General features: G+C 60.8%; 25 protein-coding genes and 1 pseudogene. 12 read left to right on the top strand and 14 right to left on the bottom strand.

Annotation, left to right across the window (positions count from 1 at the left end; translation table 11 throughout):
* The first annotated feature begins 165 nt into the window (after positions 1–165).
* Together rep and HDC32_RS19630 are read left to right on the top strand one after the other, a co-directional pair.
* Positions 166–2,175 carry a DNA helicase Rep gene (gene rep / locus HDC32_RS19625; protein WP_027608306.1) on the top strand — a complete coding sequence of 670 codons (2,010 nt, stop codon included), beginning with the start codon at positions 166–168 and terminating at the stop codon, positions 2,173–2,175.
* 58 nt (positions 2,176–2,233) lie between these two features.
* On the top strand, positions 2,234–2,806 hold the full coding sequence (locus HDC32_RS19630) for a xanthine phosphoribosyltransferase (RefSeq protein WP_145337423.1): 573 nt from the start codon (positions 2,234–2,236) through the stop codon (positions 2,804–2,806).
* A 136-nt stretch (positions 2,807–2,942) separates the two neighbouring features.
* Here the strand turns inward: HDC32_RS19630 and HDC32_RS19635 are convergent, their stop codons facing one another.
* The 6 genes from HDC32_RS19635 to dadA all read right to left on the bottom strand — a co-directional run bounded on the left by HDC32_RS19635 (position 2,943) and on the right by dadA (position 9,042).
* Positions 2,943–4,865, bottom strand: a complete 1,923-nt coding sequence (locus HDC32_RS19635; protein WP_184745189.1) for an acetyl-CoA hydrolase/transferase family protein — start codon at positions 4,863–4,865, stop codon at positions 2,943–2,945.
* 136 nt (positions 4,866–5,001) lie between these two features.
* Complete coding sequence (locus HDC32_RS19640; RefSeq protein ID WP_090401453.1) at positions 5,002–5,415, bottom strand: cytochrome c5 family protein; 414 nt, start codon at positions 5,413–5,415, stop codon at positions 5,002–5,004.
* Between the two features lie 181 nt (positions 5,416–5,596).
* Positions 5,597–6,145 (bottom strand): cupin domain-containing protein, encoded by a 549-nt coding sequence (locus HDC32_RS19645; protein WP_003176893.1) that lies wholly within the window; start codon positions 6,143–6,145, stop codon positions 5,597–5,599.
* A 116-nt stretch (positions 6,146–6,261) separates the two neighbouring features.
* Positions 6,262–7,335 carry an alanine racemase gene (alr, locus tag HDC32_RS19650; RefSeq protein ID WP_184745191.1) on the bottom strand — a complete coding sequence of 358 codons (1,074 nt, stop codon included), beginning with the start codon at positions 7,333–7,335 and terminating at the stop codon, positions 6,262–6,264.
* Positions 7,336–7,415: 80 nt separating this feature from the next.
* Entirely contained in the window at positions 7,416–7,769 is a 354-nt protein-coding gene (locus HDC32_RS19655) for a RidA family protein (RefSeq protein ID WP_017135862.1), read from the bottom strand.
* Positions 7,741–9,042, bottom strand: coding sequence for a D-amino acid dehydrogenase (gene dadA, locus HDC32_RS19660; protein ID WP_131697635.1), 1,302 nt, complete (start codon positions 9,040–9,042; stop codon positions 7,741–7,743). The genes HDC32_RS19655 and dadA overlap by 29 nt, the downstream gene beginning before the upstream one ends.
* A gap of 156 nt (positions 9,043–9,198) precedes the next feature.
* Here dadA and HDC32_RS19665 point away from each other — a divergent pair, with 156 nt between their 5' ends.
* Positions 9,199–9,687: an Lrp/AsnC ligand binding domain-containing protein gene (locus tag HDC32_RS19665; protein ID WP_003206849.1), complete on the top strand. Its 489-nt coding sequence runs from the start codon at positions 9,199–9,201 to the stop codon at positions 9,685–9,687.
* Here HDC32_RS19665 and HDC32_RS19670 read toward each other — a convergent pair.
* A complete protein-coding gene (locus HDC32_RS19670) occupies positions 9,684–10,037 on the bottom strand; it encodes a YkgJ family cysteine cluster protein (protein ID WP_003176897.1) in 354 nt (117 codons plus the stop codon). The two genes, HDC32_RS19665 and HDC32_RS19670, sit on opposite strands and share 4 nt — an antisense overlap.
* 115 nt (positions 10,038–10,152) lie before the next feature.
* Here HDC32_RS19670 and HDC32_RS19675 point away from each other — a divergent pair, with 115 nt between their 5' ends.
* On the top strand, positions 10,153–11,445 hold the full coding sequence (locus HDC32_RS19675; RefSeq protein WP_184745193.1) for an FAD-binding oxidoreductase: 1,293 nt from the start codon (positions 10,153–10,155) through the stop codon (positions 11,443–11,445).
* Here HDC32_RS19675 and HDC32_RS19680 read toward each other — a convergent pair whose 3' ends face one another.
* The gene (locus HDC32_RS19680; RefSeq protein ID WP_184745329.1) at positions 11,446–11,670 is read right to left on the bottom strand and encodes a DUF1127 domain-containing protein; all 225 of its coding nucleotides are present in this window, start codon (positions 11,668–11,670) and stop codon (positions 11,446–11,448) included.
* A 166-nt stretch (positions 11,671–11,836) separates the two neighbouring features.
* Here HDC32_RS19680 and HDC32_RS19685 point away from each other — a divergent pair, with 166 nt between their 5' ends.
* Both HDC32_RS19685 and HDC32_RS19690 read left to right on the top strand, forming a co-directional pair.
* A complete protein-coding gene (locus HDC32_RS19685; protein WP_184745194.1) occupies positions 11,837–13,261 on the top strand; it encodes a PLP-dependent aminotransferase family protein in 1,425 nt (474 codons plus the stop codon).
* Between the two features lie 62 nt (positions 13,262–13,323).
* Entirely contained in the window at positions 13,324–14,892 is a 1,569-nt protein-coding gene (locus HDC32_RS19690) for a phospholipase D family protein (RefSeq protein ID WP_184745196.1), read from the top strand.
* A gap of 12 nt (positions 14,893–14,904) precedes the next feature.
* On the opposite strand, the gene HDC32_RS19695 is transcribed toward HDC32_RS19690, so the two are convergent.
* Together HDC32_RS19695 and HDC32_RS19700 are read right to left on the bottom strand one after the other, a co-directional pair.
* Complete coding sequence (locus tag HDC32_RS19695) at positions 14,905–16,047, bottom strand: MFS transporter (RefSeq protein ID WP_145337418.1); 1,143 nt, start codon at positions 16,045–16,047, stop codon at positions 14,905–14,907.
* A 148-nt stretch (positions 16,048–16,195) separates the two neighbouring features.
* Positions 16,196–17,689 (bottom strand): aldehyde dehydrogenase, encoded by a 1,494-nt coding sequence (locus HDC32_RS19700; RefSeq protein ID WP_167655932.1) that lies wholly within the window; start codon positions 17,687–17,689, stop codon positions 16,196–16,198.
* Positions 17,690–17,919: 230 nt separating this feature from the next.
* On the opposite strand from HDC32_RS19700, the gene HDC32_RS19705 reads away from it, so the two are divergent.
* Positions 17,920–18,282: a cupin domain-containing protein gene (locus HDC32_RS19705; protein WP_184745198.1), complete on the top strand. Its 363-nt coding sequence runs from the start codon at positions 17,920–17,922 to the stop codon at positions 18,280–18,282.
* A gap of 69 nt (positions 18,283–18,351) precedes the next feature.
* Here HDC32_RS19705 and rpmG read toward each other — a convergent pair whose 3' ends face one another.
* Positions 18,352–18,507 carry a 50S ribosomal protein L33 gene (gene rpmG, locus HDC32_RS19710; protein WP_003176906.1) on the bottom strand — a complete coding sequence of 52 codons (156 nt, stop codon included), beginning with the start codon at positions 18,505–18,507 and terminating at the stop codon, positions 18,352–18,354.
* An 11-nt stretch (positions 18,508–18,518) separates the two neighbouring features.
* Positions 18,519–18,752, bottom strand: a complete 234-nt coding sequence (gene rpmB, locus HDC32_RS19715) for a 50S ribosomal protein L28 (protein ID WP_003176907.1) — start codon at positions 18,750–18,752, stop codon at positions 18,519–18,521.
* 458 nt (positions 18,753–19,210) lie between these two features.
* Between rpmB and HDC32_RS19720 the strand changes: the two genes are divergently transcribed.
* Entirely contained in the window at positions 19,211–20,803 is a 1,593-nt protein-coding gene (locus tag HDC32_RS19720; protein ID WP_131697642.1) for an ABC transporter substrate-binding protein, read from the top strand.
* Between the two features lie 29 nt (positions 20,804–20,832).
* Here HDC32_RS19720 and radC read toward each other — a convergent pair whose 3' ends face one another.
* Positions 20,833–21,507 carry a RadC family protein gene (radC, locus tag HDC32_RS19725; RefSeq protein ID WP_131697643.1) on the bottom strand — a complete coding sequence of 225 codons (675 nt, stop codon included), beginning with the start codon at positions 21,505–21,507 and terminating at the stop codon, positions 20,833–20,835.
* A gap of 143 nt (positions 21,508–21,650) precedes the next feature.
* Here radC and coaBC point away from each other — a divergent pair, with 143 nt between their 5' ends.
* The 4 genes and pseudogenes from coaBC to argB all read left to right on the top strand — a co-directional run bounded on the left by coaBC (position 21,651) and on the right by argB (position 25,909).
* Complete coding sequence (coaBC, locus tag HDC32_RS19730) at positions 21,651–22,859, top strand: bifunctional phosphopantothenoylcysteine decarboxylase/phosphopantothenate--cysteine ligase CoaBC (protein WP_027608291.1); 1,209 nt, start codon at positions 21,651–21,653, stop codon at positions 22,857–22,859.
* Between the two features lie 5 nt (positions 22,860–22,864).
* Complete coding sequence (gene dut, locus HDC32_RS19735; protein WP_053127661.1) at positions 22,865–23,320, top strand: dUTP diphosphatase; 456 nt, start codon at positions 22,865–22,867, stop codon at positions 23,318–23,320.
* Positions 23,321–23,563: 243 nt separating this feature from the next.
* Positions 23,564–24,985 (top strand): annotated as a pseudogene (locus tag HDC32_RS19740) (phosphomannomutase/phosphoglucomutase); the annotation flags it as partial.
* 18 nt (positions 24,986–25,003) lie between these two features.
* Complete coding sequence (gene argB, locus HDC32_RS19745; protein ID WP_017846055.1) at positions 25,004–25,909, top strand: acetylglutamate kinase; 906 nt, start codon at positions 25,004–25,006, stop codon at positions 25,907–25,909.
* 79 nt (positions 25,910–25,988) lie between these two features.
* Here the strand turns inward: argB and pyrE are convergent, their stop codons facing one another.
* On the bottom strand, positions 25,989–26,636 hold the full coding sequence (gene pyrE / locus HDC32_RS19750) for an orotate phosphoribosyltransferase (protein WP_027608288.1): 648 nt from the start codon (positions 26,634–26,636) through the stop codon (positions 25,989–25,991).
* Between the last annotated feature and the right edge of the window lie 35 nt (positions 26,637–26,671).

Raw genomic sequence — 26,671 nt, forward strand, 5'->3', positions numbered from 1 at the left:
GCAGGCTGTAAGCAATTGTCTTAAAAACCCAGACATCCTGCGGCAAAGTATCAAAAGCGGCAAATTTAGATCGAGTGGTACGTCACACCGTCGATCCAGGGCAGCAGAATCTTGCCAGCCTGTTAAAATGCCCGCCCTTTTGAACAACGACTCCCTGAATTCCGTATGTCCCGACTCAATCCCCGGCAGCAAGAAGCCGTGAACTACGTCGGCGGCCCTCTATTGGTGCTCGCCGGTGCAGGCTCCGGCAAGACCAGCGTGATCACCCGCAAGATCGCGCACCTGATCCAGAACTGTGGCATCCGCGCCCAGTACATCGTCGCCATGACCTTTACCAACAAGGCGGCGCGGGAAATGAAAGAGCGCGTCGGCACCCTGCTCAAGGGGGGCGAAGGCCGTGGCCTCACGGTGTGTACCTTCCACAACCTGGGCCTGAACATCATCCGCAAGGAGCATGTGCGGCTGGGCTACAAGCCGGGCTTCTCGATCTTCGACGAGACCGACGTCAAGGCCCTGATGACCGACATCATGCAGAAGGAATACGCGGGCGACGACGGCGTCGACGAGATCAAGAACATGATCGGCGCCTGGAAAAACGACCTGATCCTGCCGCCCGAAGCCCTGGAAAATGCACGCAACCCCAAGGAACAGACCGCCGCCATCGTTTACACCCACTACCAGCGCACGCTCAAGGCGTTCAACGCGGTGGACTTCGACGACCTGATCCTGCTGCCGGTGAAGCTGTTCCAGGAACACGCCGACATCCTCGAAAAGTGGCAGAACAAGGTGCGCTACCTGCTGGTGGACGAATACCAGGACACCAACGCCAGCCAATATTTGCTGGTGAAGTTGCTGATCGGCACGCGCAACCAGTTCACCGTGGTGGGCGACGACGACCAGTCGATCTACGCCTGGCGCGGCGCCCGCCCGGAAAACCTGATGCTGCTCAAGGACGACTACCCGTCCCTGAAAGTGGTGATGCTGGAGCAGAACTACCGCTCCACCAGCCGCATCCTGCGTTGCGCCAACGTGCTGATCTCGAACAACCCCCACGAGTTTGAAAAACAACTGTGGAGCGAGATGGGCCACGGCGATGAGATCCGCGTGATCCGCTGCCGCAACGAAGACGCCGAAGCCGAGCGCGTGGCCGTGGAAATCCTCAGTCTGCACCTGCGCACCGACCGGCCCTACAGCGATTTCGCGATCCTCTATCGCGGCAACTACCAGGCCAAGCTGATCGAACTGAAGTTGCAGCACCACCAGGTGCCGTATCGCCTGTCAGGCGGCAACAGCTTTTTCGGACGCCAGGAAGTGAAAGACCTGATGGCCTACTTCCGCCTGATCGTGAACCCGGACGACGACAACGCCTTCCTGCGCGTGATCAACGTGCCGCGCCGCGAGATTGGTTCCACCACCCTGGAAAAGCTCGGCAACTACGCCACCGAACGCAAGATCTCGATGTACGCCGCCACCGACGAAATCGGCCTGGGCGAACACCTGGACACGCGCTTCACCGATCGCCTGTCGCGCTTCAAGCGCTTCATGGACAAGGTGCGCGAGCAGTGCGCCGGCGAAGACCCGATCAGCGCCCTGCGCAGCATGGTCATGGACATCGACTATGAAAACTGGCTGCGCACCAACAGTTCCAGCGACAAGGCCGCGGATTACCGCATGGGCAACGTCTGGTTCCTGATCGAAGCGTTGAAGAACACCCTGGAAAAAGACGAAGACGGCGAAATGACCGTCGAAGACGCCATCGGCAAGCTGGTGCTGCGCGACATGCTCGAGCGCCAGCAGGAAGAGGAAGACGGCGCCGAAGGTGTACAGATGATGACCTTGCATGCGTCCAAGGGCCTGGAATTTCCCTATGTGTTCATCATGGGCATGGAAGAGGAAATCCTCCCGCACCGCTCCAGCATCGAAGCCGACACCATCGAGGAAGAACGGCGTCTGGCCTACGTGGGCATTACCCGCGCACGTCAGACACTGGCCTTCACCTTTGCCGCCAAGCGCAAGCAATACGGCGAAATCATCGATTGTGCCCCCAGCCGGTTCCTGGACGAACTGCCGCCGGATGACCTGGCCTGGGAAGGCAATGACGACACCCCGACCGAGGTGAAGGCCGTTCGCGGCAACACCGCCCTGGCGGATATACGCGCGATGTTAAAGCGCTAGAATCGACTACTTTTTAATCTACTTTCGGCGCACAACCCGCCATTAGAGGAAGCTTTCCGTGGAAGCACTGCACAAGAAAATTCGCGAAGAAGGCATCGTGCTTTCCGATCAGGTACTCAAGGTCGACGCCTTTCTGAATCACCAGATCGACCCGGCGCTGATGAAACTGATCGGCGACGAATTCGCCGCGCGGTTCAAGGACGCGGGCATCACCAAGATCGTCACCATCGAAGCGTCGGGCATCGCGCCGGCAATCATGACCGGTCTTAACCTTGGCGTACCGGTGATTTTCGCACGCAAGCAGCAGTCCCTGACCCTGACCGAAAACCTGCTGTCGGCGACGGTGTATTCCTTCACCAAGAAAGTCGAAAGCACCGTGGCGATCTCGCCGCGTCACCTGACCAGCAGCGACCGCGTACTGGTGATCGATGACTTCCTGGCCAACGGCAAGGCATCCCAGGCGCTGATTTCGATCATCAAGCAGGCCGGTGCGACCGTTGCCGGTTTGGGGATTGTGATCGAGAAGTCGTTCCAGGGTGGCCGTGCGGAGTTGGATGCGCAGGGTTATCGGGTTGAGTCGCTGGCGCGGGTGAAGTCGCTGGCCGGTGGCGTCGTCACCTTCATCGAGTAATTTGCTACGAGGTGAACACGGATCAAAATGTGGGAGGGGGCTTGCCCCCGATAACAGTGGTTCGGCCAACACATTTGGGACTGATACGCCGCTATCGGGGGCAAGCCCCCTCCCACATTTGGCTTTGTGTTGGTTTTTAGTGTGCGGTTGCTTGTAAGCCAGCGAGCAATAGGCGCTGATAGAGATCCTCTTTCAGCCCCTCCGGTTTATCCAACCGCATCCGCCTCAAATGCGCTGGAAACGCCTCCGGCTCCGGTGCATCCAGTGCCGCCTTGCCCAACTCCAGAATCTCCGTCAGCTTGAATTTGCTCTTGAGCCAGTTCAAGGCGCGCAACAGATCCCGCTCTTCGTCCGTGAAATCGCTGCCCAGCGGATACTCCGGGAACAGCCGCCGATGCCGCGCCTGGATACCCTGGAGCCGCTCCGGGGTGTTGTCGCTGAAGCGAGGATCGAGCTGGAAATCCTTGGGCAACTTGCCAGCCTTTTGCGCTTGTTCGATCAAGTCGGCCTGGAAGCGTGAATCGGTGATGTTGAGCAACGCCTCGATCACCTTGACATCCGTCTGCCCACGCAGGTCGGCAATGCCGTACTCGGTGATGACGATGTCCCGCAGGTGGCGGGGAATGGTGCAATGCCCATACTCCCAGACGATGTTGGAACTGACCTCCCCCGCCGACTCACGCCAACTGCGCAGGATCAGGATTGAGCGCGCGCCCTCCAGCGCATGCCCCTGAGCCACAAAGTTGTATTGCCCACCTACGCCGCTGAGCACGCGACCGTCCTCCAACTGGTCGGCCACGCCTGCGCCCAGCAACGTCACCGTGATCGCGCTGTTGATAAACCGTGCATCCTGGCGCTGCAGGCGCTTGAGCGCTTCCTGGCCGTACAGCTCGTTGATGTAGCTGATGCGGGTCATGTTGAATTCCAGGCGCTTGGCGTGGGTCATCTCCTGCAAGCGCTGGTAAAAACTGCGCGGCCCCAGGAAGAAACCGCCGTGGATCGAAACGCCGTCGGGCTGCGCCGCATCGTCCAGCAAACCGGCGTTGGCTTGTTCCTGAGTGGCCACATCCGGGTAGACTTTGCGCCGGATAATCCCAGCATCCGCCAGCACCAGCAGGCCGTTGACGAACATTTCGCTGCAACCGTAGAGCCCACGAGCGAAGGGATCGACACCACCTTCACGACTGATCAGCGGGGCCCATTGGTACACATCCAGGTCAGTCAGTAGCAGGCGATAAGCTTCGTTATCGGCCTGGCGCGCCAGCAAAGCGGCGGTCAGTGCGTCGCCCATGGAGCCAATACCGATCTGCAAGGTGCCTCCATCGCGCACCAGGGTGCTGGCGTGCAAGCCGATGAAATGGTCCTGGAACCCCACCGGCATGTTCGGCGTGGAGAACAACGTGCTGCTGTCCTTTGCATCGATCAGGTAGTCGAACGCGTCCATGCCCAACTCGGAGTCGCCCGGCATGTACGGCAACTCGGTGTGGACCTGGCCAACGATCAAAACGGTTTCGCCCGCTTCACGGCGCTTGGCGATCATGGGCAGCAGGTCGAGGGTGATGTCGGGGTTGCAGCTCAGGCTCAGACGGTCCGGGTGTTCCGCGCTGCTCGCAACCAGTTGTGCCACCAGGTTCAGGCCAGCGGCGTTGATGTCGCGGGCGGCGTGGCTGTAGTTGCTGCTGACGTAATCCTGCTGGGCCGACGTGCTGTGCAGCAAACTGCCGGGCTGCATGAAGAACTGCTGCACATGGATATTCTTCGGGAGGCTGTCTGAGTGCAGCGCGGCCAGAAACTCCAACTCTGGGTAATCACCAAACACCCGCTCGATAAAGGGTTCGAGAAAGCGCTTCTGCAAGCCATCGCCCAAGGTCGGGCGGCCCAGGCTCAACGCGGTGTAAATCGTCAGCGCCCGCTCCGGCAGCTTGGCGATACGCCGGTACAACGCATTGGCGAACAGGTTGGGCTTGCCCAGCCCCAGGGGCATGCCCATGTGGATATGCGCCGGTAGCCGCGCGAGTACGTCGTCAACTGCTTGCTCGATTGAACACAACTGCACCATCCGACCCTCCTGAACATTCCATGATTAGGGGTTGGACAGAGAGTGGCGGGTCTTTGCTGCAAAGAACAGCCTCGAAACACAAATTACGGGCACAAAAAAGCCGCTCGTAAGCGGCGTTTTTGGCGAAGATCGACGGTTACAGGCCGGACATCTTCTTGATTGCACCTTTAAGCTCATCATCCGAGCAATCAGCACAGGTGCCTTTTGGCGGCATGGCGTTGATACCGGTGATTGCCTTGGCCAGGATGCCATCGAGGCCGCCCTGGTGGTCGGCGCGCTCTTTCCAGGCCGCGGTGTCGCCAATTTTCGGCGCGTTCAACAGGCCGGTGCCGTGGCACGCGTTGCAGTGTTTGGCGATCACTTCATCTGGCGTTTTCGCTCCGCCGCCGCCGCCCGCTGCCACAGCGACTTCCATCCCCTTGCATTCCTGCCCCTGGACGCACACCTGGCCCACAGGCTCCAGGCGCTTGGCAATGTCGTCATTAGTCGCAGCTTGAGCGCTGACAGCCCATAGGGCCAGTACGGTTGCTGGTGCAGCCAGCATTTTCATAATTAGATTCACGCGTTCACCCTCAATGGTGGCTATTCACGCCTGCGGCCACGGTTTCGCAGGCGGCGAAAGTATAACGGTTAGCCCGTCCGGCCGAAACAACCCTATTAAACAAAGGGAGATTCAGTCTCGCGGAATGCTGCTCGGGTGTCTCTGCAACGCTGGCAGGACGCCTCTTTTGTTAAAAGTTCGCGGGTGTGGCTGCGCTGATTAGTCGCGCCGGCACATCGAACGGATTACGGAAACGATGGGGCTTGGTGCTTTCAAAGTAGTAGCTATCGCCGGCTTCGAGCACAAAAGTTTCAAGACCGACCACCAACTCCAAACGGCCTTCCACCAGAATCCCGGTTTCTTCGCCCTCGTGGGTGAGCATTTCTTCGCCCGTATCGGCGCCCGGCGGGTAGATTTCGTTGAGAAACGCGATCGCCCGGCTCGGGTGAGCACGACCCACCAGTTTCATGGTGACGGCGCCATCAGAGATGTCGATCAGCTCATTGGCTTTATAGACGATCTGCGTCGGTATTTCCTGGAGGATCTCCTCGGAAAAGAACTCGACCATGGACATGGGGATGCCGCCCAGCACCTTGCGCAAGGAACTGATCGAGGGGCTGACACTGTTTTTTTCGATCATCGAAATGGTGCTGTTGGTGACGCCCGCGCGCTTGGCGAGCTCACGCTGGGAAAGACCCTTCAGCTTACGGATGGATTGCAGTCGTTCGCCGACGTCCAATGCGGGAGCCTCCTAGGATTCTGGCTTTGTTGTAATTGAGCGTTATCATGGCGACAGCGTTCAGTATTTACAACACTTGGGCCTAAATCCCAGGGAGCGGTGTTCGTACCTGACGGTCAAGCGCCGGAATAGAGCCTTGGCACACGACGCAGGTTGCAGAAGATCTGGTACGGGATGGTCTCGGCGGCGACGGCGACGTCATTGGCGAGGATGGTTTTGCCCCACAGCTCCACGGTGGAACCAAGACCCGCCTCAGGGACGTCCGTCAGATCGATGCACAGCATGTCCATGGACACGCGACCCAGCAATTGGCTGCGCTGCCCCGCCACCAGCACCGGCGTGCCGGTGGGCGCATGGCGCGGGTAGCCGTCGGCATACCCCATGGCAACCACACCGATACGCATCGGTTTGGGCGTGATGAACCGGGCGCCGTAACCCACTGGCTCGCCGGCTGGCAGTTCACGCACGCAGATCACTTTCGATTCCAGGGTCATCACCGGCTGCAAACGCGCGGCCAAGGCCTGCTCCTCACCAAACGGTGTGGCGCCATAAAGCATGATGCCCGGACGCACCCAGTCGCTGGATACGCTCGGCCAGCCCAGCACCGACGGCGAGTTGCGCAGGCTGACCTCAGCCACCAGCCCTTGGCGCGCCGCATCAAACACCGCCACTTGCTCGTCGCTGCTGACGCAATCGAGCTCATCGGCGCGGGCAAAATGGCTCATCAACACAATCTTTGCGACTTTACCGCTGGCCAGCAGGCGCTGGTAAGCCTCGTGGTAATCCTTGGGGTGCAGGCCAACGCGGTGCATTCCCGAATCCAGCTTGAGCCAGATGGTCAGCGGCTTGAGCAGGCTGGCCTGTTCGATGGCCTCCAGTTGCCACAGCGAATGCACCACGCACCAGAAATCATGCTCGACGATCAGCGGCAACTCGTCGGCTTCGAAAAAACCTTCCAGCAGCAGCACTGGCGCGCGAATACCGGCGGCGCGCAGCTCCAACGCCTCCTCGATACACGCCACGGCAAACCCATCGGCCTCGGCTTCCAGCGCCTGGGCGACGCGCACGGCACCATGGCCGTAGGCGTCGGCCTTGACCACCGCGAGGGCCTTGGCGCCCGTGACTTCACGGGCCAATTGGTAGTTGTGGCGCAGGGCTTGGAGGTCGATCAGGGCACGGGCAGGACGCATGGCGGCAGGCTTCTAGGCGGCAAGGTGAAGAAAAAACCGGCACCGATCAACAACCTCAGCACCGGAAGAGGGATCGTTGTTTAAGGCAGCGCGGCCACGACGGACAGCTCTACCAGAATTTCCGGTTCGCACAGCTTGGCCTCAACCGTGGCGCGGGCCGGGGCGACACCTTTGGGCAGCCACTTGTCCCACACCGCATTCATACCCGCGAAGTCGGCGTCGATGTCCTTCAGGTAGATCGTCACCGACAGCAGCTTGGTTTTGTCGGTGCCGGCCAGGTCCAGCAAACGCTCGATATTGGCCAGGGTTTCACGGGTCTGCTGTTCGATCCCGGCGTTCATGTCGTCACCGACTTGCCCGGCCAGATACACGGTACCGCTGTGAACAACGATCTGGCTCATGCGCTCATTGGTGAGCTGGCGCTGGATTGACATGCTTTGCGGACTCCTGGTGGTTGCCATAACGGGAAATATCGAGGCCTTCGGCGCTGATCTGCGGCGTTTTCTTCGCCATCAGGTCGGCCAGCAAGCGACCAGAGCCACACGCCATGGTCCAGCCGAGGGTGCCGTGACCAGTATTCAGGAACAGATTCTTGAACGGCGTGGCACCGACAATCGGCGTGCCGTCGGGTGTGGTCGGGCGCAGGCCGGTCCAGAAAGTGGCTTCGGTCAGATCGCCGCCCTGAGGATAAAGGTCGTTGACGATCATCTCCAGGGTTTCACGTCGCCGCGGGTTAAGCGACAGGTCAAAACCGGCTATTTCGGCCATGCCGCCGACGCGGATGCGGTTGTCGAAACGGGTGATCGCGACCTTGTAGGTCTCATCCAGAATGGTCGAGGTCGGGGCCATTGCCGGATTGGTGATGGGCACCGTCAGCGAGTAACCCTTGAGCGGGTACACCGGCGCCTTGATCCCCAGCGGCTTGAGCAGCTTCGGCGAATAACTGCCGAGGGCCAGTACGTAGCGGTCGGCGGTTTCCAGCTTGCCGTCGATCCACACACCGTTGACGCGCTCGCCCGCGTAGTCGAGGCGCTGGATATCCTGTTCGAAGCGGAATTCCACGCCCAGTTGCTTGCACATTTCTGCCAGGCGGGTGGTGAACATCTGGCAATCGCCGGTCTGGTCATTCGGCAGACGTAAAGCACCGGCAAGGATATCGGTGACGCTGGCCAGGGCAGGCTCAACGCGGGCGATACCGGCGCGATCGAGCAGTTCGAACGGCACGCCGGACTCTTTCAAAACGGCAATGTCTTTAGCGGCGCCATCAAGCTGGGCCTGGGTGCGGAACAGCTGCGTAGTCCCCAGGCTGCGGCCTTCGTACCCAATACCGGTTTCCGCACGCAGTTCGTCGAGGCAGTCACGACTGTACTCGGACAGGCGGACCATGCGCTCTTTGTTCACCGCATAACGGCTGGCGGTACAGTTGCGCAGCATCTGCGCCATCCACAGGTATTGGTCGATATCGGCGGTGGCCTTGATCGCCAGCGGCGCGTGGCGTTGCAACAACCACTTGATGGCCTTGAGCGGCACGCCCGGCGCGGCCCATGGCGAAGCGTAGCCTGGGGACACCTGGCCGGCGTTGGCGAAACTGGTTTCCATGGCAGCGGCGGGCTGACGGTCGACTACGACGACTTCAAAGCCGGCCCGCGCCAAATAGTAGGCACTGGTCACACCAATGACGCCGCTACCCAAGACCAGAACGCGCATTTTTATATCCTCATCGCGGGCTTGGCCGCTGACGTGTGTTATTCGAGCAATGATGGGCGCAGTATAAAAAGCAATCGCCAGTGCATTTCACTATATAAATGCCTATATTTGGCGACAATTCTCGGCAATAACCCTTTTCACAGAGGCGTATCCCCTATGCGTACCAACACCCAGACCAAGCGGGAGCTGGACAAGATCGACCGCAACATCCTGCGCATCCTGCAAGCCGACGGGCGAATTTCGTTCACGGAACTGGGGGAAAAGGTCGGGCTGTCCACCACGCCGTGCACCGAGCGGGTGCGGCGGCTGGAGCGCGAGGGGATCATCATGGGTTATAACGCGCGGCTCAATCCGCAGCATTTGAAGGGGAGTTTGCTGGTATTTGTCGAGATCAGCCTCGATTACAAATCCGGTGACACCTTTGAAGAGTTCCGCCGCGCCGTGCTGAAACTGCCCCATGTGCTGGAGTGCCACCTGGTCTCGGGTGACTTCGACTACCTGGTGAAAGCGCGCATTTCCGAGATGGCCTCGTACCGCAAATTACTCGGCGACATCCTGCTCAAGTTGCCCCATGTGCGGGAATCGAAGAGCTATATCGTGATGGAAGAGGTGAAAGAGAGCCTTAACCTGCCTATTCCTGATTAAACCAGCACCTGCCGGGTACTCGCCATGTACTCATGGATCTGCTTCTCCACCCGAGGGTGAATCAGCTCCACCGGCCCGCGCCCATTGGGGCATGGCAAGGTCTTCGTGGTACCGAACAGCCGACAGATCAGCGGCCGTTCGTCATACACGGTGCAGCCGTTGGGGCCCAGGTGCACGCAGTTCAGTTCATCCATCGCCGCGTCCTGCTCGGCGGCGGTCTTGCGTGGCAGGCGCGACATTTCCTCCGGCGAAGTGGTGACCGGCCCACAGCAGTCGTGGCAGCCGGGGACGCACTCGAACGAAGGAATCTGACGGCGCAGCGCGCTGATTTTCTGACTGTTGCAACTCATCGAAACACGTACCGAACGGCGAATAGAGGTGGATTCTGAAGCAAAACGCCCTGCGCAGACAGCTTCGTCCGACCGCTGTATCCTGCGTCAAATTTTCCAAACAGGGATGCTCCCCATGACTGCCAGCGCCCGGCACACCGCTTCCTACTACGCCGCCAGCAGCGTACCGCAACCCGATTACCCAGCGTTGACGGGCGAAGTGAGCGCCGATGTGTGCGTGATCGGCGGCGGTTTCTCCGGGCTCAACACGGCCCTGGAGCTGGCGGAGCGCGGCTTCAGCGTGGCGCTGCTGGAGGCGCGCAAGATCGCCTGGGGCGCCAGCGGGCGCAATGGCGGCCAGTTGATTCGCGGTGTCGGTCATGGCCTGGAGCAGTTCACCAACGTGATCGGCACCGATGGCGTGCGCCAGATGAAGCTCATGGGTCTGGAGGCCGTGGAAATCGTGCGTGAACGCGTCGAACGCTACCAGATCCCCTGCGACCTGACCTGGGGCTACTGCGACCTGGCCAACAAGCCTCGCGACCTGCAAGGCCTGGCCGAAGACGCCGAAGAACTGCGCAGCCTGGGCTATCGCCACGAAGTACGTCTGTTACAAGCGAGCGACATGGGCAGCGTCATCGGCTCCGACAGCTATGTGGGTGGCATGATCGACATGGGTTCCGGCCACCTGCACCCGTTGAACCTGGCTCTCGGCGAAGCCGCCGCCGCGCAGCAATGGGGTGTGCAGTTGTTCGAACAGTCGGAAGTCACGCGTATCGACTACGGCCCCGAGGTCAAGGTGCACACCACCCAAGGCACTGTGCGCGCCAAGACCCTGGTACTGGCTTGCAATGCCTATCTCAATGGACTGAATCCGCAATTGAGCGGCAAGGTGCTGCCCGCCGGCAGCTACATCATCGCCACCGAGCCCTTGAGCCAGGCACAAGCCGCCAACCTGCTACCGCAGAACATGGCGGTGTGTGACCAGCGCGTGACGGTAGATTACTTCCGGCTGTCCGCCGACCGCCGTCTGTTATTCGGCGGCGCCTGCCACTACTCCGGACGCGACCCCAAGGACATCGGCGCCTACATGCGGCCAAAGATGCTGCAGGTGTTCCCACAGCTGGCCGACGTGAACATCGACTACCAATGGGGCGGCATGATCGGCATCGGCGCCAACCGCCTGCCGCAAATCGGCCGCTTGGCGGACCAGCCCAACGTGTATTACGCCCAGGCCTACGCAGGCCATGGCCTCAACGCCACGCACCTGGCGGGCAAGCTGCTGGCCGAAGCCATCAGTGGCCAGCAGCAGGGACGTTTCGACCTGTTCGCCCAGGTGCCGCACATCACCTTCCCCGGCGGCAAGCACCTGCGCTCGCCGCTGCTGGCCTTGGGAATGCTCTGGCACCGCCTCAAAGAGCTGGTCTGATCAATCACGCCAGAAAGGCTTCAGGCCTTCCTGGCGGGCTTGCTCTGGGGTCAACCCGACATCGCGCAATTGCTCGCGAGTCAAGTGCAGCAAGGCCTTGCGCGTATGGCGGCGGTGCCAGAACAGACCCCAGCGGCTGATCTCGCGCGGCGACGTCGCCCGCTCTTGCCCAGCCTGCAATTCCTGACTGTGTAACATCAGCCGCACATCGCTCATGCCGTTCATTTTGCTGCCCCTCATTTGCTTGTTGCCATGAGTGACTAGAATGGGCGAGCAGGCAAAACCATTACAGATTCAACCAACCTTTATTAAATCCATACAGACACTGCCTGTACGCGGCTGAATCCTGTATTTTCCCCTTATCTGTACTGGTCCCCCGGGAGCGACCGCCATGACGCTTTACGTCAACCTCGCCGAATTGCTGAGCACGCGCATCGAACAGGGGTTCTATCGCCCCGGTGATCGACTGCCGTCCGTACGCGCCTTGAGCGTCGAGCACGGGGTCAGCTTGAGCACCGTGCAGCAGGCGTATCGATTGCTGGAAGACAATGGCCTGGCGATGCCCAAGCCCAAGTCCGGCTACTTTGTACCGGTTGGTCGGGAGTTGCCGGCGCTGCCCGAGGTCGGCCGCCCGGCCCAGCGCCCGGTGGAAATCTCACAGTGGGACCTGGTGCTGGAACTGATTCGCGCCGTTCCGCGCAAGGACGTCATACAGCTGGGTCGCGGCATGCCGGATGTATTGTCACCCACCCTCAAGCCCTTGCTGCGCAGCCTGGCTCGCGTCAGCCGGCGCCAGGATCTGCCGGGACTGTATTACGACAATATTCTCGGCTGTATGGAACTGCGCGAGCAAATCGCCCGACTGTCACTGGATTCCGGCTGCCAGCTGACTGCCGAGGACATCGTGATTACCACCGGCTGTCACGAGGCGCTATCCGCCAGCATCCACGCCATCTGCGAGCCTGGCGATATCGTCGCGGTGGACTCGCCCAGCTTCCACGGCGCCATGCAGACCCTCAAGGGCCTGGGCATGAAAGCCTTGGAAATCCCCACCGACCCGATCACCGGCATCAGCCTCGAAGCCTTGGAACTGGCGCTGGAACAGTGGCCGATCAAGGTCATCCAGTTGACCCCCAACTGCAATAACCCGCTGGGCTACATCATGCCGGAAGCGCGCAAACGCGCGTTGCTGACCCTGGCCCAGCGCTTTGACGTAGCGATCATCGAAGACGATGTGTATGGCGAACTGGCCTACAGCTACCCGCGCCCGCGCACCATCAAATCCTTCGACGAAGACGGTCGCGTGCTGTTGTGCAGCTCATTCTCCAAGACCCTGGCGCCGGGCCTGCGCATTGGCTGGGTCGCGCCCGGCCGGTACCTGGAGCGGGTACTGCACATGAAGTACATCAGCACCGGCTCCACCGCCACGCAGCCGCAGATCGCCATTGCCGAGTTTCTCAAAGGGGGCCATTTCGAACCCCATTTGCGACGGATGCGCACACAATACCAGCGTAATCGCGACCTGATGCTCGACTGGGTCAACCGCTACTTCCCTGCCGGCACACGCGCCAGCCGCCCACAAGGCAGCTTCATGCTGTGGATAGAACTGCCGGAAGGTTTCGACACCCTCAAGCTCAACCGCGTGCTGGTGGAACAAGGCGTACAGGTGGCGGTGGGAAGCATCTTTTCCGCGTCGGGCAAGTACCGTAACTGCCTGCGCATGAACTACGCTGCCAAGCCAACCGGCCAGATGGAAGAGGCCGTGCGCAAAGTCGGTGCTGCCGCGATCAAGATGCTGGCCGAAGTGGTGGACTGACCTTTCGCGAGAAATCGCCGTCATATGTCGACTACCGCCCTGACCTGGAAGCGACTCCCTTGATGATTCGACGGCTTTTACCGTTTTTCCTGTTGGGAGCCCTGGCCTTGAGCGGCTGCGCCACGGTGAGTACGCCGCGCATACCCAGCGATGCCCTGCCGGCCGCCCAGTCGTCGTTCGGCCGCTCGATCCAGGCCCAGGCCGCGCCGTATCAAGGACGCTCGGGCTTTCGCCTGCTACCCAACAGCAGCGAAGCCTTTATGGCCCGCGCCGAGTTGATCCGCAACGCCCAGACCAGCCTCGACCTGCAGTACTACATCGTGCACGACGGCATCAGCACACGGATGCTGGTGGATGAACTGCTCAAGGCCGCCGACCGAGGCGTGCGCGTGCGCATCCTGCTGGACGACACCACCAGCGACGGCCTTGACCAGATCATCGCCACCCTCGCCGCCCACCCCAAGATCGAGATTCGCCTGTTCAACCCTCTGCATCTGGGGCGCAGCAACGGTGTGACACGGTCAATGGGCCGTCTTTTCAATCTGTCGCTGCAACACCGGCGCATGCACAACAAGCTGTGGCTGGCGGACAACAGCGTGGCCATCGTCGGCGGGCGCAACCTGGGGGATGAGTATTTCGACGCCGAGCCCAACCTGAACTTCACCGATATCGACATGCTCAGCGTCGGGCCGGTGGCCGAGCAACTCGGGCACAGTTTCGATCAGTACTGGAACAGCGCCCTGAGCAAACCCATTGATGACTTTGTCTCCAATATGCCCTCCAAAGGTGACCTGGCCGCCGCGCGCCTGGGCCTGGAAGCATCGCTGGCCGAGTCGCGCCAGCAGAAGCACGCGCTGTATGCACGCTTGCGCACCTACCAGACCCAGCCACGCATGGACACCTGGCGCCGCGAACTGATCTGGGCCTGGAACCAGGCACTGTGGGACGCGCCGAGCAAGGTCCTGTCCAAGGCCGACCCGGACCCGCACCTGCTGCTGACCACCCAACTGGCCCCGGAGCTGGAAGGCGTCAACCATGAACTGATCATGATCTCGGCGTACTTTGTGCCAGGGCAACCTGGGCTGGTGTACCTCACCGGCCGCGCCGATGCGGGTGTGTCGGTAAGCTTGTTGACCAACTCCCTTGAGGCTACCGACGTTCCGGCGGTACATGGCGGCTATGCACCGTACCGCAAGGCTTTGCTGGAGCACGGCGTGAAACTCTACGAATTGCGCCGCCAACCGGGCGATCCGAGCGCAGGCAGCGGGCCGCACCTGTTTCGTCGCGGCACGTTCCGTGGCTCGGACTCGAGCCTGCACAGCAAGGCGATGATCTTTGATCGGACGAAGTCGTTTGTGGGCTCTTTCAATTTCGACCCTCGCTCCGTGCTGTGGAACACCGAAGTCGGCGTGCTGGTGGACAGCCCGGAGCTGGCGGAACACGTGCGCAACCTGGCGCTGCAAGGCATGGCGCCGGCCTTGAGCTACGAGGCGAAGTTGCAGGACGGCAACGTGGTGTGGGTGACCGAGGACAACGGCCAACTGCATACCCTGACCCGTGAGCCGGGCAGTTGGTGGCGGCGGTTCAATGCCTGGTTCGCCACCTCGGTCGGCCTGGAGCGCATGCTCTAGGAACAGCGAGGATCAAGCCGGCTGAGCGGCACCAAATGCACCTTGGCGCAGCAACAGCACCACCAAACCCAAGGCCCCGACCGCCATCAGCAACGGCAGCGCGTGCCCGCTGATCCATTGGCTGCCGGCGCCGGCCACCAGCGGACCGATCAGGCAGCCGATTCCCCATAACTGCGCGATGTGGGCATTGGCACGCACCAGCGCATCGTCACGATAACGCTCGCCGATCAGAATCAGCGACAACGTGAACAACCCGCCAGCACTGGCGCCGAACAGCACCCATAGTGGCCAGATGAGCAGCGTGTGCATCAGCAATGGAATCGCCAGGCTCGATGCCAGCAACAGCAGTGCGCAACTCAAAAACAGCGTGCGTCGTGGCAGATAATCCGCCAGCGCACCGATGGGCAGTTGCAGCAGGGCGTCACCGACCACCACCGTGCTGACCATCGCCAAGGCAATTTCGGCAGTGAACCCCTGTTGCAGGCAATACACCGGCAGCAGCGTCAGGATCATCGCCTCAAACGCGGCGAACAGCGCCACCGCCCAGGCAATCGCCGGCAGGCTCAGGCAGAAGCGCCACAAATCCGCGAAGGTCACGCTGAACGATTCGGCACTGGGCGCACCGGAGCGACCCAGCAATGCCAGCGGAGCCACCACCAGCAGGCCAACGCCGACCCAGAAACCATAGTCATGGCCGGTACCGATCACGCCCAGCAGCAACGGCCCCGAGAGCTGGCTCAAGGCATAACTGCAGCCATACAGCGCCACCAGCCGGCCACGCCACTGCTCCACCACCAACTGGTTGATCCAGCTTTCACCAAGGATAAACACGATGGTCAGGATCACCCCGATCATCAGGCGCAGCACCAGCCATATCGGGTAGCTGGGCAGAATGGCCAGCAAACCGATGGACACCGCACCGGCCCAAAGGCACAGACGCATGAGGTTCGCGGTGCCGAGCCAGGCGGCCAGGCGGCTGGAGACCTTGGCGCCAAGCAATACGCCAAAGGCCGGCATGGCGGCCATTACGCCAATAGCGAAACTGCCGTAACCCCAGCCCTCAAGGCGCAGGGAGACCAGAGGCATGCTGACACCCAGGGCCAGGCCGACACTGAGCACCGAGGCCAGGACGGCGAAATAGGTCGCCCAACGCATTGCCACGCTCCTGTGGATAATCATGGGTTCACACAAAACAGTGTGGGAGGGGGCTTGCTCCCGATTGCGGTGGATCATTGAGCACTGTTAGTGCCTGACACACTGCTATCGGGGGCAAGCCCCCTCCCACATTTGCCTGCGGTGTTGCTTACAGCTTGATCCAGGTCGCCTTCAGCTCGGTGTACTTGTCGAACGCATGCAGCGACTTGTCGCGACCATTACCCGACTGCTTGAAGCCGCCAAACGGTGCGGTCATGTCGCCGCCATCGTATTGGTTGACCCACACGCTACCGGCGCGCAGGGCCTTGGCGGTGAGGTGCGCCTTGGAAATGTCCGATGTCCACACCGCAGCGGCGAGGCCGTATTGGGTGTCGTTGGCGATCTTGATCGCTTCTTCGGCACCGTCAAAGGTGATCACCGACAGCACCGGGCCGAAGATCTCTTCCTGGGCGATTCTCATGGCGTTGGTCACACCGTCGAAAATCGTCGGCTCGACGTAGGTGCCGCCCGTCTCTTCCAGGATGCGCTTGCCACCCGCCACCAACTTGGCGCCGTCGGCGTGACCCGCTTCGATATACGAGAGCACGGTGTTCATCTGCTGGGTGTCCACCAGCGCACCAACGGTGGTCGCCGGATCCAGCGGGTTGCCGGGTTTCCAGCCCTTGAGGGCCTCAATCACCAGCGGCAGGAAGGTGTCCTTGATCGAACGCTCCACCAGCAGGCGCGAGCCGGCCGTGCAGACTTCGCCCTGGTTGAAGGCGATGGCGCTGGCAGCGGATTTGGCGGCAGCCTGCAGGTTCGGAGCATCGGCGAACACGATGTTTGGGCTCTTGCCGCCGGCTTCCAGCCAGACGCGCTTCATGTTCGATTCGCCGGAGCGGATCAACAGTTGCTTGGCGATCTTGGTCGAACCGGTGAACACCAGGGTGTCGACGTCCATGTGCAACGCCAGCGCATTGCCGACGGTGTGGCCGTAGCCCGGCAGCACGTTGAACACGCCTTTCGGAATACCGGCTTCAACGGCCAGGGCCGCGATGCGGATGGCGGTGAGTGGGGATTTTTCGGACGGTTTGAGGATCACCGAGTTACCGGTGGACAGCGCCGGGCCGAGCTTCCAGCAGGCCATCATCAGCGGGAAGTTCCACGGCACGATGGCCCCCACAACGCCGACCGGCTCGCGGGTCACCAGACCCAACTGATCATGCGGGGTGGCAGCGACTTCGTCGTAGATCTTGTCGATTGCCTCACCGCTCCAGCTCAGGGCATTTGCCGCGCCGGGTACGTCAATGTTCAGGGAATCGCTGATCGGCTTGCCCATGTCCAGGGTTTCTAGCAGCGCCAGCTCTTCGGCATTGGCCTTGAGCAGCGCGGCGAAACGGATCATGGTGGCTTTGCGTTTGGCCGGCGCCAGGCGCGACCACACACCGGAATTGAAGGTGGCGCGGGCGTTTTCTACGGCGCGCTGGGCATCGGCGGCGTCACAACTGGCCACGCTGGCCAGCAGGCGACCATCGACCGGGCTGATGCATTCGAAGGTGTCACCGGAAACAGCAGCGGTGTATTCGCCATTGATGTAGGCGCGGCCTTCGATTTTCAGATCCTTGGCACGTTGTTCCCAGTCGGCACGGGTCAGGGTGGTCATGCGAGTGTCCTCCTCTTATTGAATATAAGGGCCAGGCGATGTCCCCCGGCAGCCTCAAAGAATGCTTGCCCGCCAGCCAGCTGTTCGGCTCAAAGGCAGCTGCCACCCTAAACCAGCGGCCGGGGATGTTTCAATATATTTGACATAACGCCGGTAAACGCCCTTGCGATGTTCATTTTAATAAACATAGACTTTGGGCTCTCCAACCCCAGGCCAGACGGGACACGCACATGAGCATCCAGGACATCGTCGACTTCAGCCAAGCCAACACCGCCCCAGACCGCTACCGCCCTGCCGCCGAAAAAATCCTCAAGGGCGATCCCGAACAAACGGTGTACAACCATTACAACAGCCCGTGCGGCCAGATGAACGCCGGGGTCTGGGAAGGTGAAGTTGGGCAATGGAAGGTCAACTATACCGAGCATGAGTATTGCGAGATCGTGCAGGGCGTCTCTGTATTGCGCGACACCGAGGGCAATGCGAAGACCTTGCGTGCTGGCGACCGTTTTGTAATCCCCGCCAGCTTCAGCGGCACCTGGGAAGTGCTGGAGCCGTGCCGTAAGATCTACGTGGTGTTCGAGCAGAAAGCCTGATCAGTAAATCCGACGCAAAAAAAAGCCCGTATCGTGAGATACGGGCTTTTTCACAAGGAGGAAAATCAATTACTTGATTTTGCCTTCTTTGTAGATCACGTGCTTGCGAACGCGCGGGTCGAACATTTTCTTTTCGAGCTTGTCCGGGGTAGTACGCTTGTTCTTGTCGGTAGTGTAGAAGTGACCAGTACCGGCGCTAGAGATCATTCGAATCAATTCACGCATGATAGAGCTCCTTAGATCTTGCCAGCGGCGCGGATTTCGGCCAGCACGACAGTGATGCCACGCTTGTCGATAATACGCATGCCTTTGGCAGATACACGCAGGCGAACAAAACGTTTCTCTTCTTCAACCCAGAAGCGGTGATGCTGCAGGTTCGGCAGGAAACGACGACGGGTTTTGTTATTTGCGTGGGAAATGTTATTCCCAGTCACCGGACCCTTACCGGTAACTTGACAGACTCTCGACATGCCTCAGCCCTCTAAAACCACATGCCCAACCCGGCATGGGTTGGCCGCTTAATCTCTCAGTCATTTGGCGCCAGGCGCCGCGTTTCTTTAGGGTCTTACCGGCTACACCTACAAGCGAAGGAACCGGGCCCCTAGAAAAGAGCGCTGCTTTATACCAGAAAGACCCATGTGCAACAACAGCCCGTGTATTTTTACCGGCGTAAATCTCGGCGACAGACGTCCGAACCGTTGCCAGGAGGGGCCGCTGTAACAGCCGACCGCTCGTCGCACAGATTGATTTACAGCGCTCGCGCACGCAGTTAAGCGCACGGCGAAACGCGCTGAGGCGCCATCAAAACAGCATTTAGGGCAAAAGCACAGGCAAAAATGGGCTAGTCATTTATCAATCAGACCACTACGGTAGGACTTTTCCAGACTGCACTCGCAGATGGGCCTTCGATCTGCAAAGGAAACCGAACATGCGCCTCGCTGCCCTACCGCTATTGCTAGCCCCTCTATTTATCGCGCCGCTGGCCTCTGCCGCCAGCAACTTGAGCGTCTGCACCGAGGCCAGCCCCGAAGGGTTCGATGTGGTGCAATACAACTCGCTGACCACCACCAACGCCTCGGCAGACGTGCTGATGAACCGCCTGGTGGACTACGACGCGGCCAGCGGCAAACTGGTGCCAAGCCTGGCGGACAGTTGGGACGTCTCGCCGGATGGCCTGACCTATACCTTCAAACTGCACCCGGACGTGAAATTCCATCGCACCGAGTATTTCACCCCAAGCCGCACCCTGACCGCCGAAGACGTGCGCTTCAGCTTTGAACGCATGCTCGACCCGGCCAACCCTTGGCACAAGATCGCTCAGAGCGGCTTCCCCCACGCCCAGTCCCTGCAATTGCCAATACTGGTCAAGAAGATCGATGCCCTCGACCCGCTGACCGTGCGCTTTACCCTCGATCACGCCGACTCCACCTTCCTTGCGGCCCTGAGCATGGGCTTCGCCTCGATCTACCCGGCGGAATACGCCGACAAACTGCTCAAGGCCGGCACGCCGGAGAAGCTCAACAGCCAGCCGATCGGCACCGGGCCGTTCATCTTCAGCCGTTTCCAGAAAGATGCCGTGGTGCGCTACAAGGCCAACCCGGACTACTTCGCCGGCAAACCGGCTGTGGATAACTTGATCTTCGCCATTACCCCGGACGCGAACGTGCGCCTGCAGAAACTGCACCGCAACGAATGCCAGATCGCCCTGTCGCCCAAGCCCCTGGATGTGGGCGAGGCTGAAAAGGACCCCGCACTCAAGGTAGAAAAAACCGCAGCATTCATGACCGCATTCGTGGCCATCAACAGCCAGCACCCTCCACTGGACAAGCCCGAGGTGCGCCAGGCCATTAACCTCGCCTTCGACAAGGGCAGCTACCTCAAGGCCGTGTTCGAAGGCACCGCCGAAGCGGCCAACGGCCCTTACCCGCCCAATACCTGGAGCTACGCCAAGGACTTGCCGGGTTATCCACAGGACCTCGCCAAGGCCAAGGCCTTGCTGGACCGCGCCGGCCTCAAGGACGGCTTCAAGACCACCCTCTGGACGCGCCCCACCGGCAGTCTGCTGAACCCTAACCCGAACCTCGGCGCACAACTGCTGCAGGCGGACCTGGCCAAGATTGGCATCCAGGCCGAGATCCGCGTGATCGAATGGGGCGAGCTGATTCGCCGGGCGAAAGCGGGTGAACACGACCTGCTGTTCATGGGCTGGGCCGGCGACAACGGCGACCCGGATAACTTCCTGACCCCGCAGTTTTCCTGTGCGGCGGTTAAATCCGGCACCAACTTCGCCCGCTACTGTGATCCGGCGCTGGACAAGCTGATCAGCGCCGGCAAGACCACCAGCGAACAAGGCGTACGCAGCAAGCTGTATCAGCAGGCCCAGGCGCAGATCCAACAGCAGGCGCTGTGGTTGCCGCTGGCGCACCCGACGGCGTTCGCCCTGGCGCGCAAGAACGTCGAGGGCTATCAGGTGAGCCCGTTCGGGCGCCAGGACTTCTCGAAGGTCAGCGTCAAGCCCTGAGAACCAGTCCCGCCCCCCAGGGGGCGGGCTTACATCCAGCCATACTCCGCCATCGACAACGGATCACCGTCCCCCACGATGATGTGATCCAGTACCCGCACATCCACCACTTCCAGGGCCTTTTGCAGCAGCTTGGTCAATTTTCGATCAGCCGCGCTGGGCTCCGCGATCCCTGAAGGATGGTTGTGACACAAAATCAACGCCGCTGCGTTATAGGCCAGGGCGCGCTTGACCACTTGCCGGGGGTAGACCACGGCTGTGTCGATGGTCCCTTCGGACAACGCCTCGAACCCCAGCACACGGTGCTTTGAATCAAGAAACAGACAGCCGAAGATCTCGTGAGGCTCATGACGCAACAACGCCTTGAGGTAGTCGCGCACCGCCACCGGGTTTTCCAGCACCGAATCGCTGCGCAGGCGTTCGGCCAGATGGCGCCTGGACATTTCCAGCACCGCCTGCAACTGCGCGAACTTCGCCGGCCCCAAGCCCAATTGCTGGCTGAAAAGCGCTTGGCTGGCTTCCAGCAGCGGGCGCAAACCGCCAAATTGCGCCAGCAGATGGCGCGCCAGGTCCACCGCGCTCCTGCCGGTTACCCCGGTGCGTAGGAAGATCGCCAGCAATTCAGCATCGGACAGACTCGCCGCGCCCCACTCCAAAAGCTTCTCTCGCGGCCGCTCTGCCGCCGGCCAATCACGAATACTCATCCCACCTCCCTGTGCATGTGCGCCGCTGTTGCGGGGCGGACGCTGTGTTATCGTAGGCCCTCTTTTTTGCGTGCGATTTCACCTGGGGAGGGGGCATCGCAGGCGTCACTGAACTGGCTTCACTGAACTGGAAAGGCAAACCAATGCAGCGTCTGTATCGGAAACGCATCGTTCTCGGCGTCGGCGGCGGCATTGCCGCCTACAAGAGCGCAGAGCTGGTCCGCAGGCTTCTCGACCAGGGCGCCGAAGTGCGCGTGGTCATGACCCGCGGCGGCAGTGAGTTCATCACCCCGCTGACCATGCAGGCCTTGTCCGGACACCCGGTTCACCTGGACCTGCTGGACCCGGCAGCCGAAGCCGCCATGGGCCATATCGAACTGGCCAAGTGGGCCGACCTGGTGCTGATCGCTCCTGCCACCGCCGACCTGATCGCGCGCCTGGCGCAGGGCATTGCCGATGACCTGCTGACCACCTTGGTACTGGCCACCGACGCCACCGTCGCCATCGCCCCGGCCATGAACCAGGCCATGTGGCGTGACCCTGCGACCCAGGCCAACACCCAACTCCTGCAAAGCCGTGGCCTCAAGGTGTTCGGCCCGGCCTCCGGCAGCCAGGCCTGCGGTGACGTCGGCATGGGCCGCATGCTCGAAGCCACCGACCTGGCACTGTGCGCCGCCGAGTGCTTCCAGCACCTGGCCCTGACCGGCAGGCACGTGCTGATTACGGCAGGCCCGACCCAGGAAAACATCGACCCGGTGCGCTACATCACCAACCATAGTTCAGGAAAAATGGGCTTTGCCTTGGCCGAAGCAGCGGTCGAGGCAGGCGCACGCGTGACCCTGATCACCGGTCCGGTGCACTTGCCGACCCCCGATCGCGTCACGCGAATCGACGTAGTCAGCGCTCGGGACATGCTGGCCGCCTGTGAGGCCGCCATCCCCTGTGACCTGTTTATCGCTTCGGCAGCGGTTGCAGACTACCGCCCGGAAGTCGTCGCCCCGCAAAAGCTCAAGAAAGACCCCACAAGCGGTGACGGCCTGCTCCTGCAAATGGTGCGCAACCCGGATATCCTGGCCACCATCGCCACGCGTCCGGACCGCCCGTTCAGTGTCGGCTTTGCCGCCGAGACCGAGCACCTGCTGGACTACGCCGCACGCAAACTGAAAGACAAAAACCTCGACCTGATCGTTGCCAATGATGTCGCCAACCCGAGCATCGGCTTCAACAGCGAGGAAAACGCCTGCAGCGTGATCGACCGCGAGCTGCACGCCACTCTTTTCGCCCAGACCAGCAAAGGCAAGATTGCCCGCCAACTGATCTCTTTTATCGCCCAACGGCTGAACCAGGTTTAATTTCCATGCACGCTTTGCAAGCCAAGATCCTCGACCCCCGCATCGGCACCGAATTCCCGCTGCCGGCCTACGCCACCCCAGGCTCCGCCGGCCTGGACCTGCGTGCGATGCTCAAGCAAGACACCGTCCTTGAACCGGGCCAGACCCTCCTGATCCCCACCGGACTGTCGATCTACGTCGGCGACCCAGGCCTGGCGGCGCTGATCCTGCCGCGCTCCGGCCTGGGCCACAAACACGGCATCGTGCTGGGCAACCTGGTGGGCCTGATCGATTCGGACTACCAAGGCGAGTTGATGGTGTCGTGCTGGAACCGTGGCCAGACGGCGTTCAACATCGTTGTCGGCGAGCGCATTGCCCAGCTTGTACTGGTGCCGGTGGTGCAGGCGCACTTCGAACTGGTGCAGGATTTCGACGAAACCCAACGCGGCGCAGGCGGTTTTGGGCATTCCGGCAGTCACTGACTAAGCTGAGCCTGGCCGGGCGCTTTTGTCCGGCTCGACGCCCCCCCGCAAGGCTTTTCAGGATGAAGAATGCGCGGACTTTATCAGCGAGATTTCCCCATTGAAATCAACGTATTACGCAGACAAAAAGACAGGAGCCAAGCTCCGATGGCACTTTTGCACCACGAACTCTCTGCCGAAAACACCGTCATACCCTTCAGTTTGAGCCTGCCGGTCAGCCACATTAAGGCCAGCCTTGCCCCCCTTGAGATGGAGTTTCCCCCCGCGATGAGTACCGCAGCCCGAGTAGCCCCGACATTCCCCGACAGCATCTTTCGCGCCTATGACATTCGTGGCGTAGTACCCAAGACCCTGACCGCCGAAACCGCCTACTGGATTGGCCGCGCCATTGGTTCCCAGAGCCTGGCCCAGGACGAACCGAACGTTTCGGTCGGTCGTGACGGTCGCCTGTCCGGTCCGGAACTGGTGGAACAACTGATCCAGGGCCTGGCCGACAGCGGCTGCCATGTCAGCGATGTGGGCCTGGTGCCCACCCCAGCGCTGTACTACGCCGCCAATGTACTGGCCGGCAAATCCGGGGTGATGCTGACCGGCAGCCATAACCCGTCGGACTATAACGGCTTCAAAATCGTCATCGCCGGCGACACCCTGGCCAACGAGCAGATCCAGGCCCTGCACACACGCCTGAAGACCAACGACCTGACGAGCGGCAAAGGCAGCATCACCAAAGTTGACATCCTGCAGCGCTACTCTGACGAAATCACCCGCGACATCAAACTCGCACGCCGCCTCAAAGTGGTGGTGGACTGCGGCAACGGCGCGGCCGGCGTGATCGCCCCGCAGCTGCTCGAAGCCCTGAACTGCGAAGTGATCCCGCTGTTCTGCGAGGTCGACGGCAACTTCCCCAACCACCACCCGGACCCGGGCAAGCCAGAAAACCTGGTGGACCTGATCGCCAAGGTCAAGGAAACCGGCGCTGACGTCGGCCTGGCCTTCGACGGTGACGGCGACCGTGTGGGCGTGGTGACCGAAACCGGCGAAATCGTATTCCCGGACCGCCTGCTGATGCTGTTTGCCCGCGATGTGGTGGCGCGCAACCCGGGTGCCGAGATCATTTTCGACGTGAAGTGCACCCGCCGCCTCACCCCGCTGATCAAGGAATATGGCGGCCGTCCGCTAATGTGGAAGACCGGTCACTCGTTGATCAAAAAGAAAATGAAGGAAACCGGCGCGCTGTTGGCCGGCGAAATGAGCGGCCACGTGTTCTTCAAGGAGCGCTGGTTCGGATTTGACGACGGTATTTACAGCGCCGCCCGTCTGCTGGAAATCCTCAGCAAGGAAAAATCCACCGCGGAAGAGCTGTTTCAGACCTTCCCGAATGATATTTCTACGCCAGAGATCAATATCCATGTGACCGAAGAGAGCAAATTCAGCATCATTGACGCACTGCACGATGCGCAATGGGGTGAAGGCGCCAACCTGACCTCCATTGATGGTGTGCGAGTCGATTACGCCAAAGGCTGGGGCCTGGTTCGCGCGTCCAACACCACACCGGTGCTGGTGCTGCGTTTCGAGGCGGATACCGAGGCTGAGTTGCAGCGCATCAAGGACGTGTTCCACGCCCAGTTGAAACGTGTTGCCCCTGATCTCCAATTACCGTTCTGATTTTAACCGGAGCCCTGAATGACCCTCGAACGCGAAGCCGCTGCCAACACCGCCAAGGTCCTGTCCGAAGCGTTGCCTTACATTCGACGCTACGTCGGCAAGACGCTGGTGATCAAGTACGGCGGCAATGCCATGGAAAGCGACGAGCTGAAAACCGGCTTTGCCCGCGACATCGTGTTGATGAAAGCCGTGGGGATCAACCCCGTGGTGGTCCACGGCGGCGGCCCGCAAATCGGCGACCTGCTCAAGCGCTTGTCGATCGAGAGTCACTTCATCGATGGCATGCGCGTCACTGACGCGCAGACCATGGACGTGGTGGAGATGGTCCTCGGCGGCCAGGTGAACAAAGACATCGTCAACCTGATCAACCGTCACGGCGGCAGCGCCATTGGCCTGACCGGCAAGGACGCCGAGCTGATCCGTGCGAAAAAACTGACCGTTACCCGTCAGACGCCGGAAATGACCCAACCGGAAATCATCGACATCGGCCAGGTGGGCGAAGTGATCGGCATCAACACTGACCTGCTGAACCTGCTGGTCAAGGGTGACTTCATCCCAGTGATCGCGCCGATCGGCGTGGGTGCCAACGGCGAGTCCTACAACATCAACGCCGATCTGGTGGCGGGTAAAGTGGCCGAAGCGCTGAAAGCTGAAAAGCTGATGCTGCTGACCAACATTGCTGGCCTGATGGACAAGCAAGGCAAGGTGCTGACCGGCTTGACCACTCAACAAGTGGACGAGCTGATCGCCGACGGCACCATCTACGGTGGCATGCTGCCGAAGATCCGTTGCGCACTGGAAGCAGTGCAAGGCGGCGTCGGCAGCTCGCTGATCCTGGATGGCCGTGTGCCGAATGCGATCCTGCTGGAAATTTTCACCGATACCGGTGTGGGCACGCTGATCAGTAATCGCAAGCGCCCTTAAAGCACTAAAAAGCCCCACCCCTTGTAGGAGCGAGCTTGCTCGCTCCTACAAGGGGTGGGGCTTTTTTATGGTTCAGCGGTTACTGAACGCCGAACTGCTCGCGATACGCCTTAACTGCCGGCAAGTGCTGCTTGAGCTGCGGATCATCCTCCAGGAACTGCAACACCTGGTTCAACGACACGATGCTTACCACTGGAATACCGAAATCACGCTCCACTTCCTGGATCGCCGACAACTCACCGTTGCCTCGCTCCTGGCGGTTCAGTGCGATCAATACACCGGCGGCCTTGGCGCCGTCCTGGGACGCAATGATCTGCATCACTTCACGGATAGCCGTACCGGCCGTGATCACGTCATCGATGATCAATACATCGCCGGTAAGCGGCGCGCCCACCAGGCTACCGCCTTCGCCATGAGCCTTGGCTTCCTTGCGGTTGAAGCACCATGGCAGATCGCGCCCATGATGTTCCGCCAGGGCCACGGCTGTTGCAGCTGCCAGGGGGATACCCTTGTAGGCCGGGCCAAACAGCACGTCGAAGGAAATACCGCTTTCAACAATGGCTGCCGCGTAGAAACGACCCAACTGAGCCAGGGCCGAACCCGAGTTGAACAAGCCTGCATTGAAGAAGTACGGGCTGGTGCGCCCGGACTTGAGGGTGAACTCACCGAAGCGCAAAACCCCGCGATCGATGGCAAAACGAATGAAATCGCGTTGATACGCCTGCATGAAAAAAGCCTCAGATACCACGGATTTAGCTAATT

This window comes from Pseudomonas sp. JAI120, assembly GCF_014207255.1.
GTDB lineage: Bacteria > Pseudomonadota > Gammaproteobacteria > Pseudomonadales > Pseudomonadaceae > Aquipseudomonas.

Coding starts and splice junctions, on each gene's coding strand:
- rep (WP_027608306.1), top strand. CDS start 166: ATGTCCCGACTCAATCCCCGGCAGCAAGAAGCCGTGAACTACGTCGGC.
- HDC32_RS19635 (WP_184745189.1), bottom strand. CDS start 4,865: ATGGTGCAGTTGTGTTCAATCGAGCAAGCAGTTGACGACGTACTCGCG.
- HDC32_RS19640 (WP_090401453.1), bottom strand. CDS start 5,415: ATGAAAATGCTGGCTGCACCAGCAACCGTACTGGCCCTATGGGCTGTC.
- alr (WP_184745191.1), bottom strand. CDS start 7,335: ATGCGTCCTGCCCGTGCCCTGATCGACCTCCAAGCCCTGCGCCACAAC.
- HDC32_RS19655 (WP_017135862.1), bottom strand. CDS start 7,769: ATGTCAATCCAGCGCCAGCTCACCAATGAGCGCATGAGCCAGATCGTT.
- dadA (WP_131697635.1), bottom strand. CDS start 9,042: ATGCGCGTTCTGGTCTTGGGTAGCGGCGTCATTGGTGTGACCAGTGCC.
- HDC32_RS19665 (WP_003206849.1), top strand. CDS start 9,199: ATGCGTACCAACACCCAGACCAAGCGGGAGCTGGACAAGATCGACCGC.
- HDC32_RS19670 (WP_003176897.1), bottom strand. CDS start 10,037: ATGAGTTGCAACAGTCAGAAAATCAGCGCGCTGCGCCGTCAGATTCCT.
- HDC32_RS19675 (WP_184745193.1), top strand. CDS start 10,153: ATGACTGCCAGCGCCCGGCACACCGCTTCCTACTACGCCGCCAGCAGC.
- HDC32_RS19680 (WP_184745329.1), bottom strand. CDS start 11,670: ATGAACGGCATGAGCGATGTGCGGCTGATGTTACACAGTCAGGAATTG.
- HDC32_RS19685 (WP_184745194.1), top strand. CDS start 11,837: ATGACGCTTTACGTCAACCTCGCCGAATTGCTGAGCACGCGCATCGAA.
- HDC32_RS19690 (WP_184745196.1), top strand. CDS start 13,324: ATGATTCGACGGCTTTTACCGTTTTTCCTGTTGGGAGCCCTGGCCTTG.
- HDC32_RS19695 (WP_145337418.1), bottom strand. CDS start 16,047: ATGCGTTGGGCGACCTATTTCGCCGTCCTGGCCTCGGTGCTCAGTGTC.
- HDC32_RS19700 (WP_167655932.1), bottom strand. CDS start 17,689: ATGACCACCCTGACCCGTGCCGACTGGGAACAACGTGCCAAGGATCTG.
- HDC32_RS19705 (WP_184745198.1), top strand. CDS start 17,920: ATGAGCATCCAGGACATCGTCGACTTCAGCCAAGCCAACACCGCCCCA.
- rpmG (WP_003176906.1), bottom strand. CDS start 18,507: ATGCGTGAATTGATTCGAATGATCTCTAGCGCCGGTACTGGTCACTTC.
- rpmB (WP_003176907.1), bottom strand. CDS start 18,752: ATGTCGAGAGTCTGTCAAGTTACCGGTAAGGGTCCGGTGACTGGGAAT.
- HDC32_RS19720 (WP_131697642.1), top strand. CDS start 19,211: ATGCGCCTCGCTGCCCTACCGCTATTGCTAGCCCCTCTATTTATCGCG.
- radC (WP_131697643.1), bottom strand. CDS start 21,507: ATGAGTATTCGTGATTGGCCGGCGGCAGAGCGGCCGCGAGAGAAGCTT.
- coaBC (WP_027608291.1), top strand. CDS start 21,651: ATGCAGCGTCTGTATCGGAAACGCATCGTTCTCGGCGTCGGCGGCGGC.
- dut (WP_053127661.1), top strand. CDS start 22,865: ATGCACGCTTTGCAAGCCAAGATCCTCGACCCCCGCATCGGCACCGAA.
- argB (WP_017846055.1), top strand. CDS start 25,004: ATGACCCTCGAACGCGAAGCCGCTGCCAACACCGCCAAGGTCCTGTCC.
- pyrE (WP_027608288.1), bottom strand. CDS start 26,636: ATGCAGGCGTATCAACGCGATTTCATTCGTTTTGCCATCGATCGCGGG.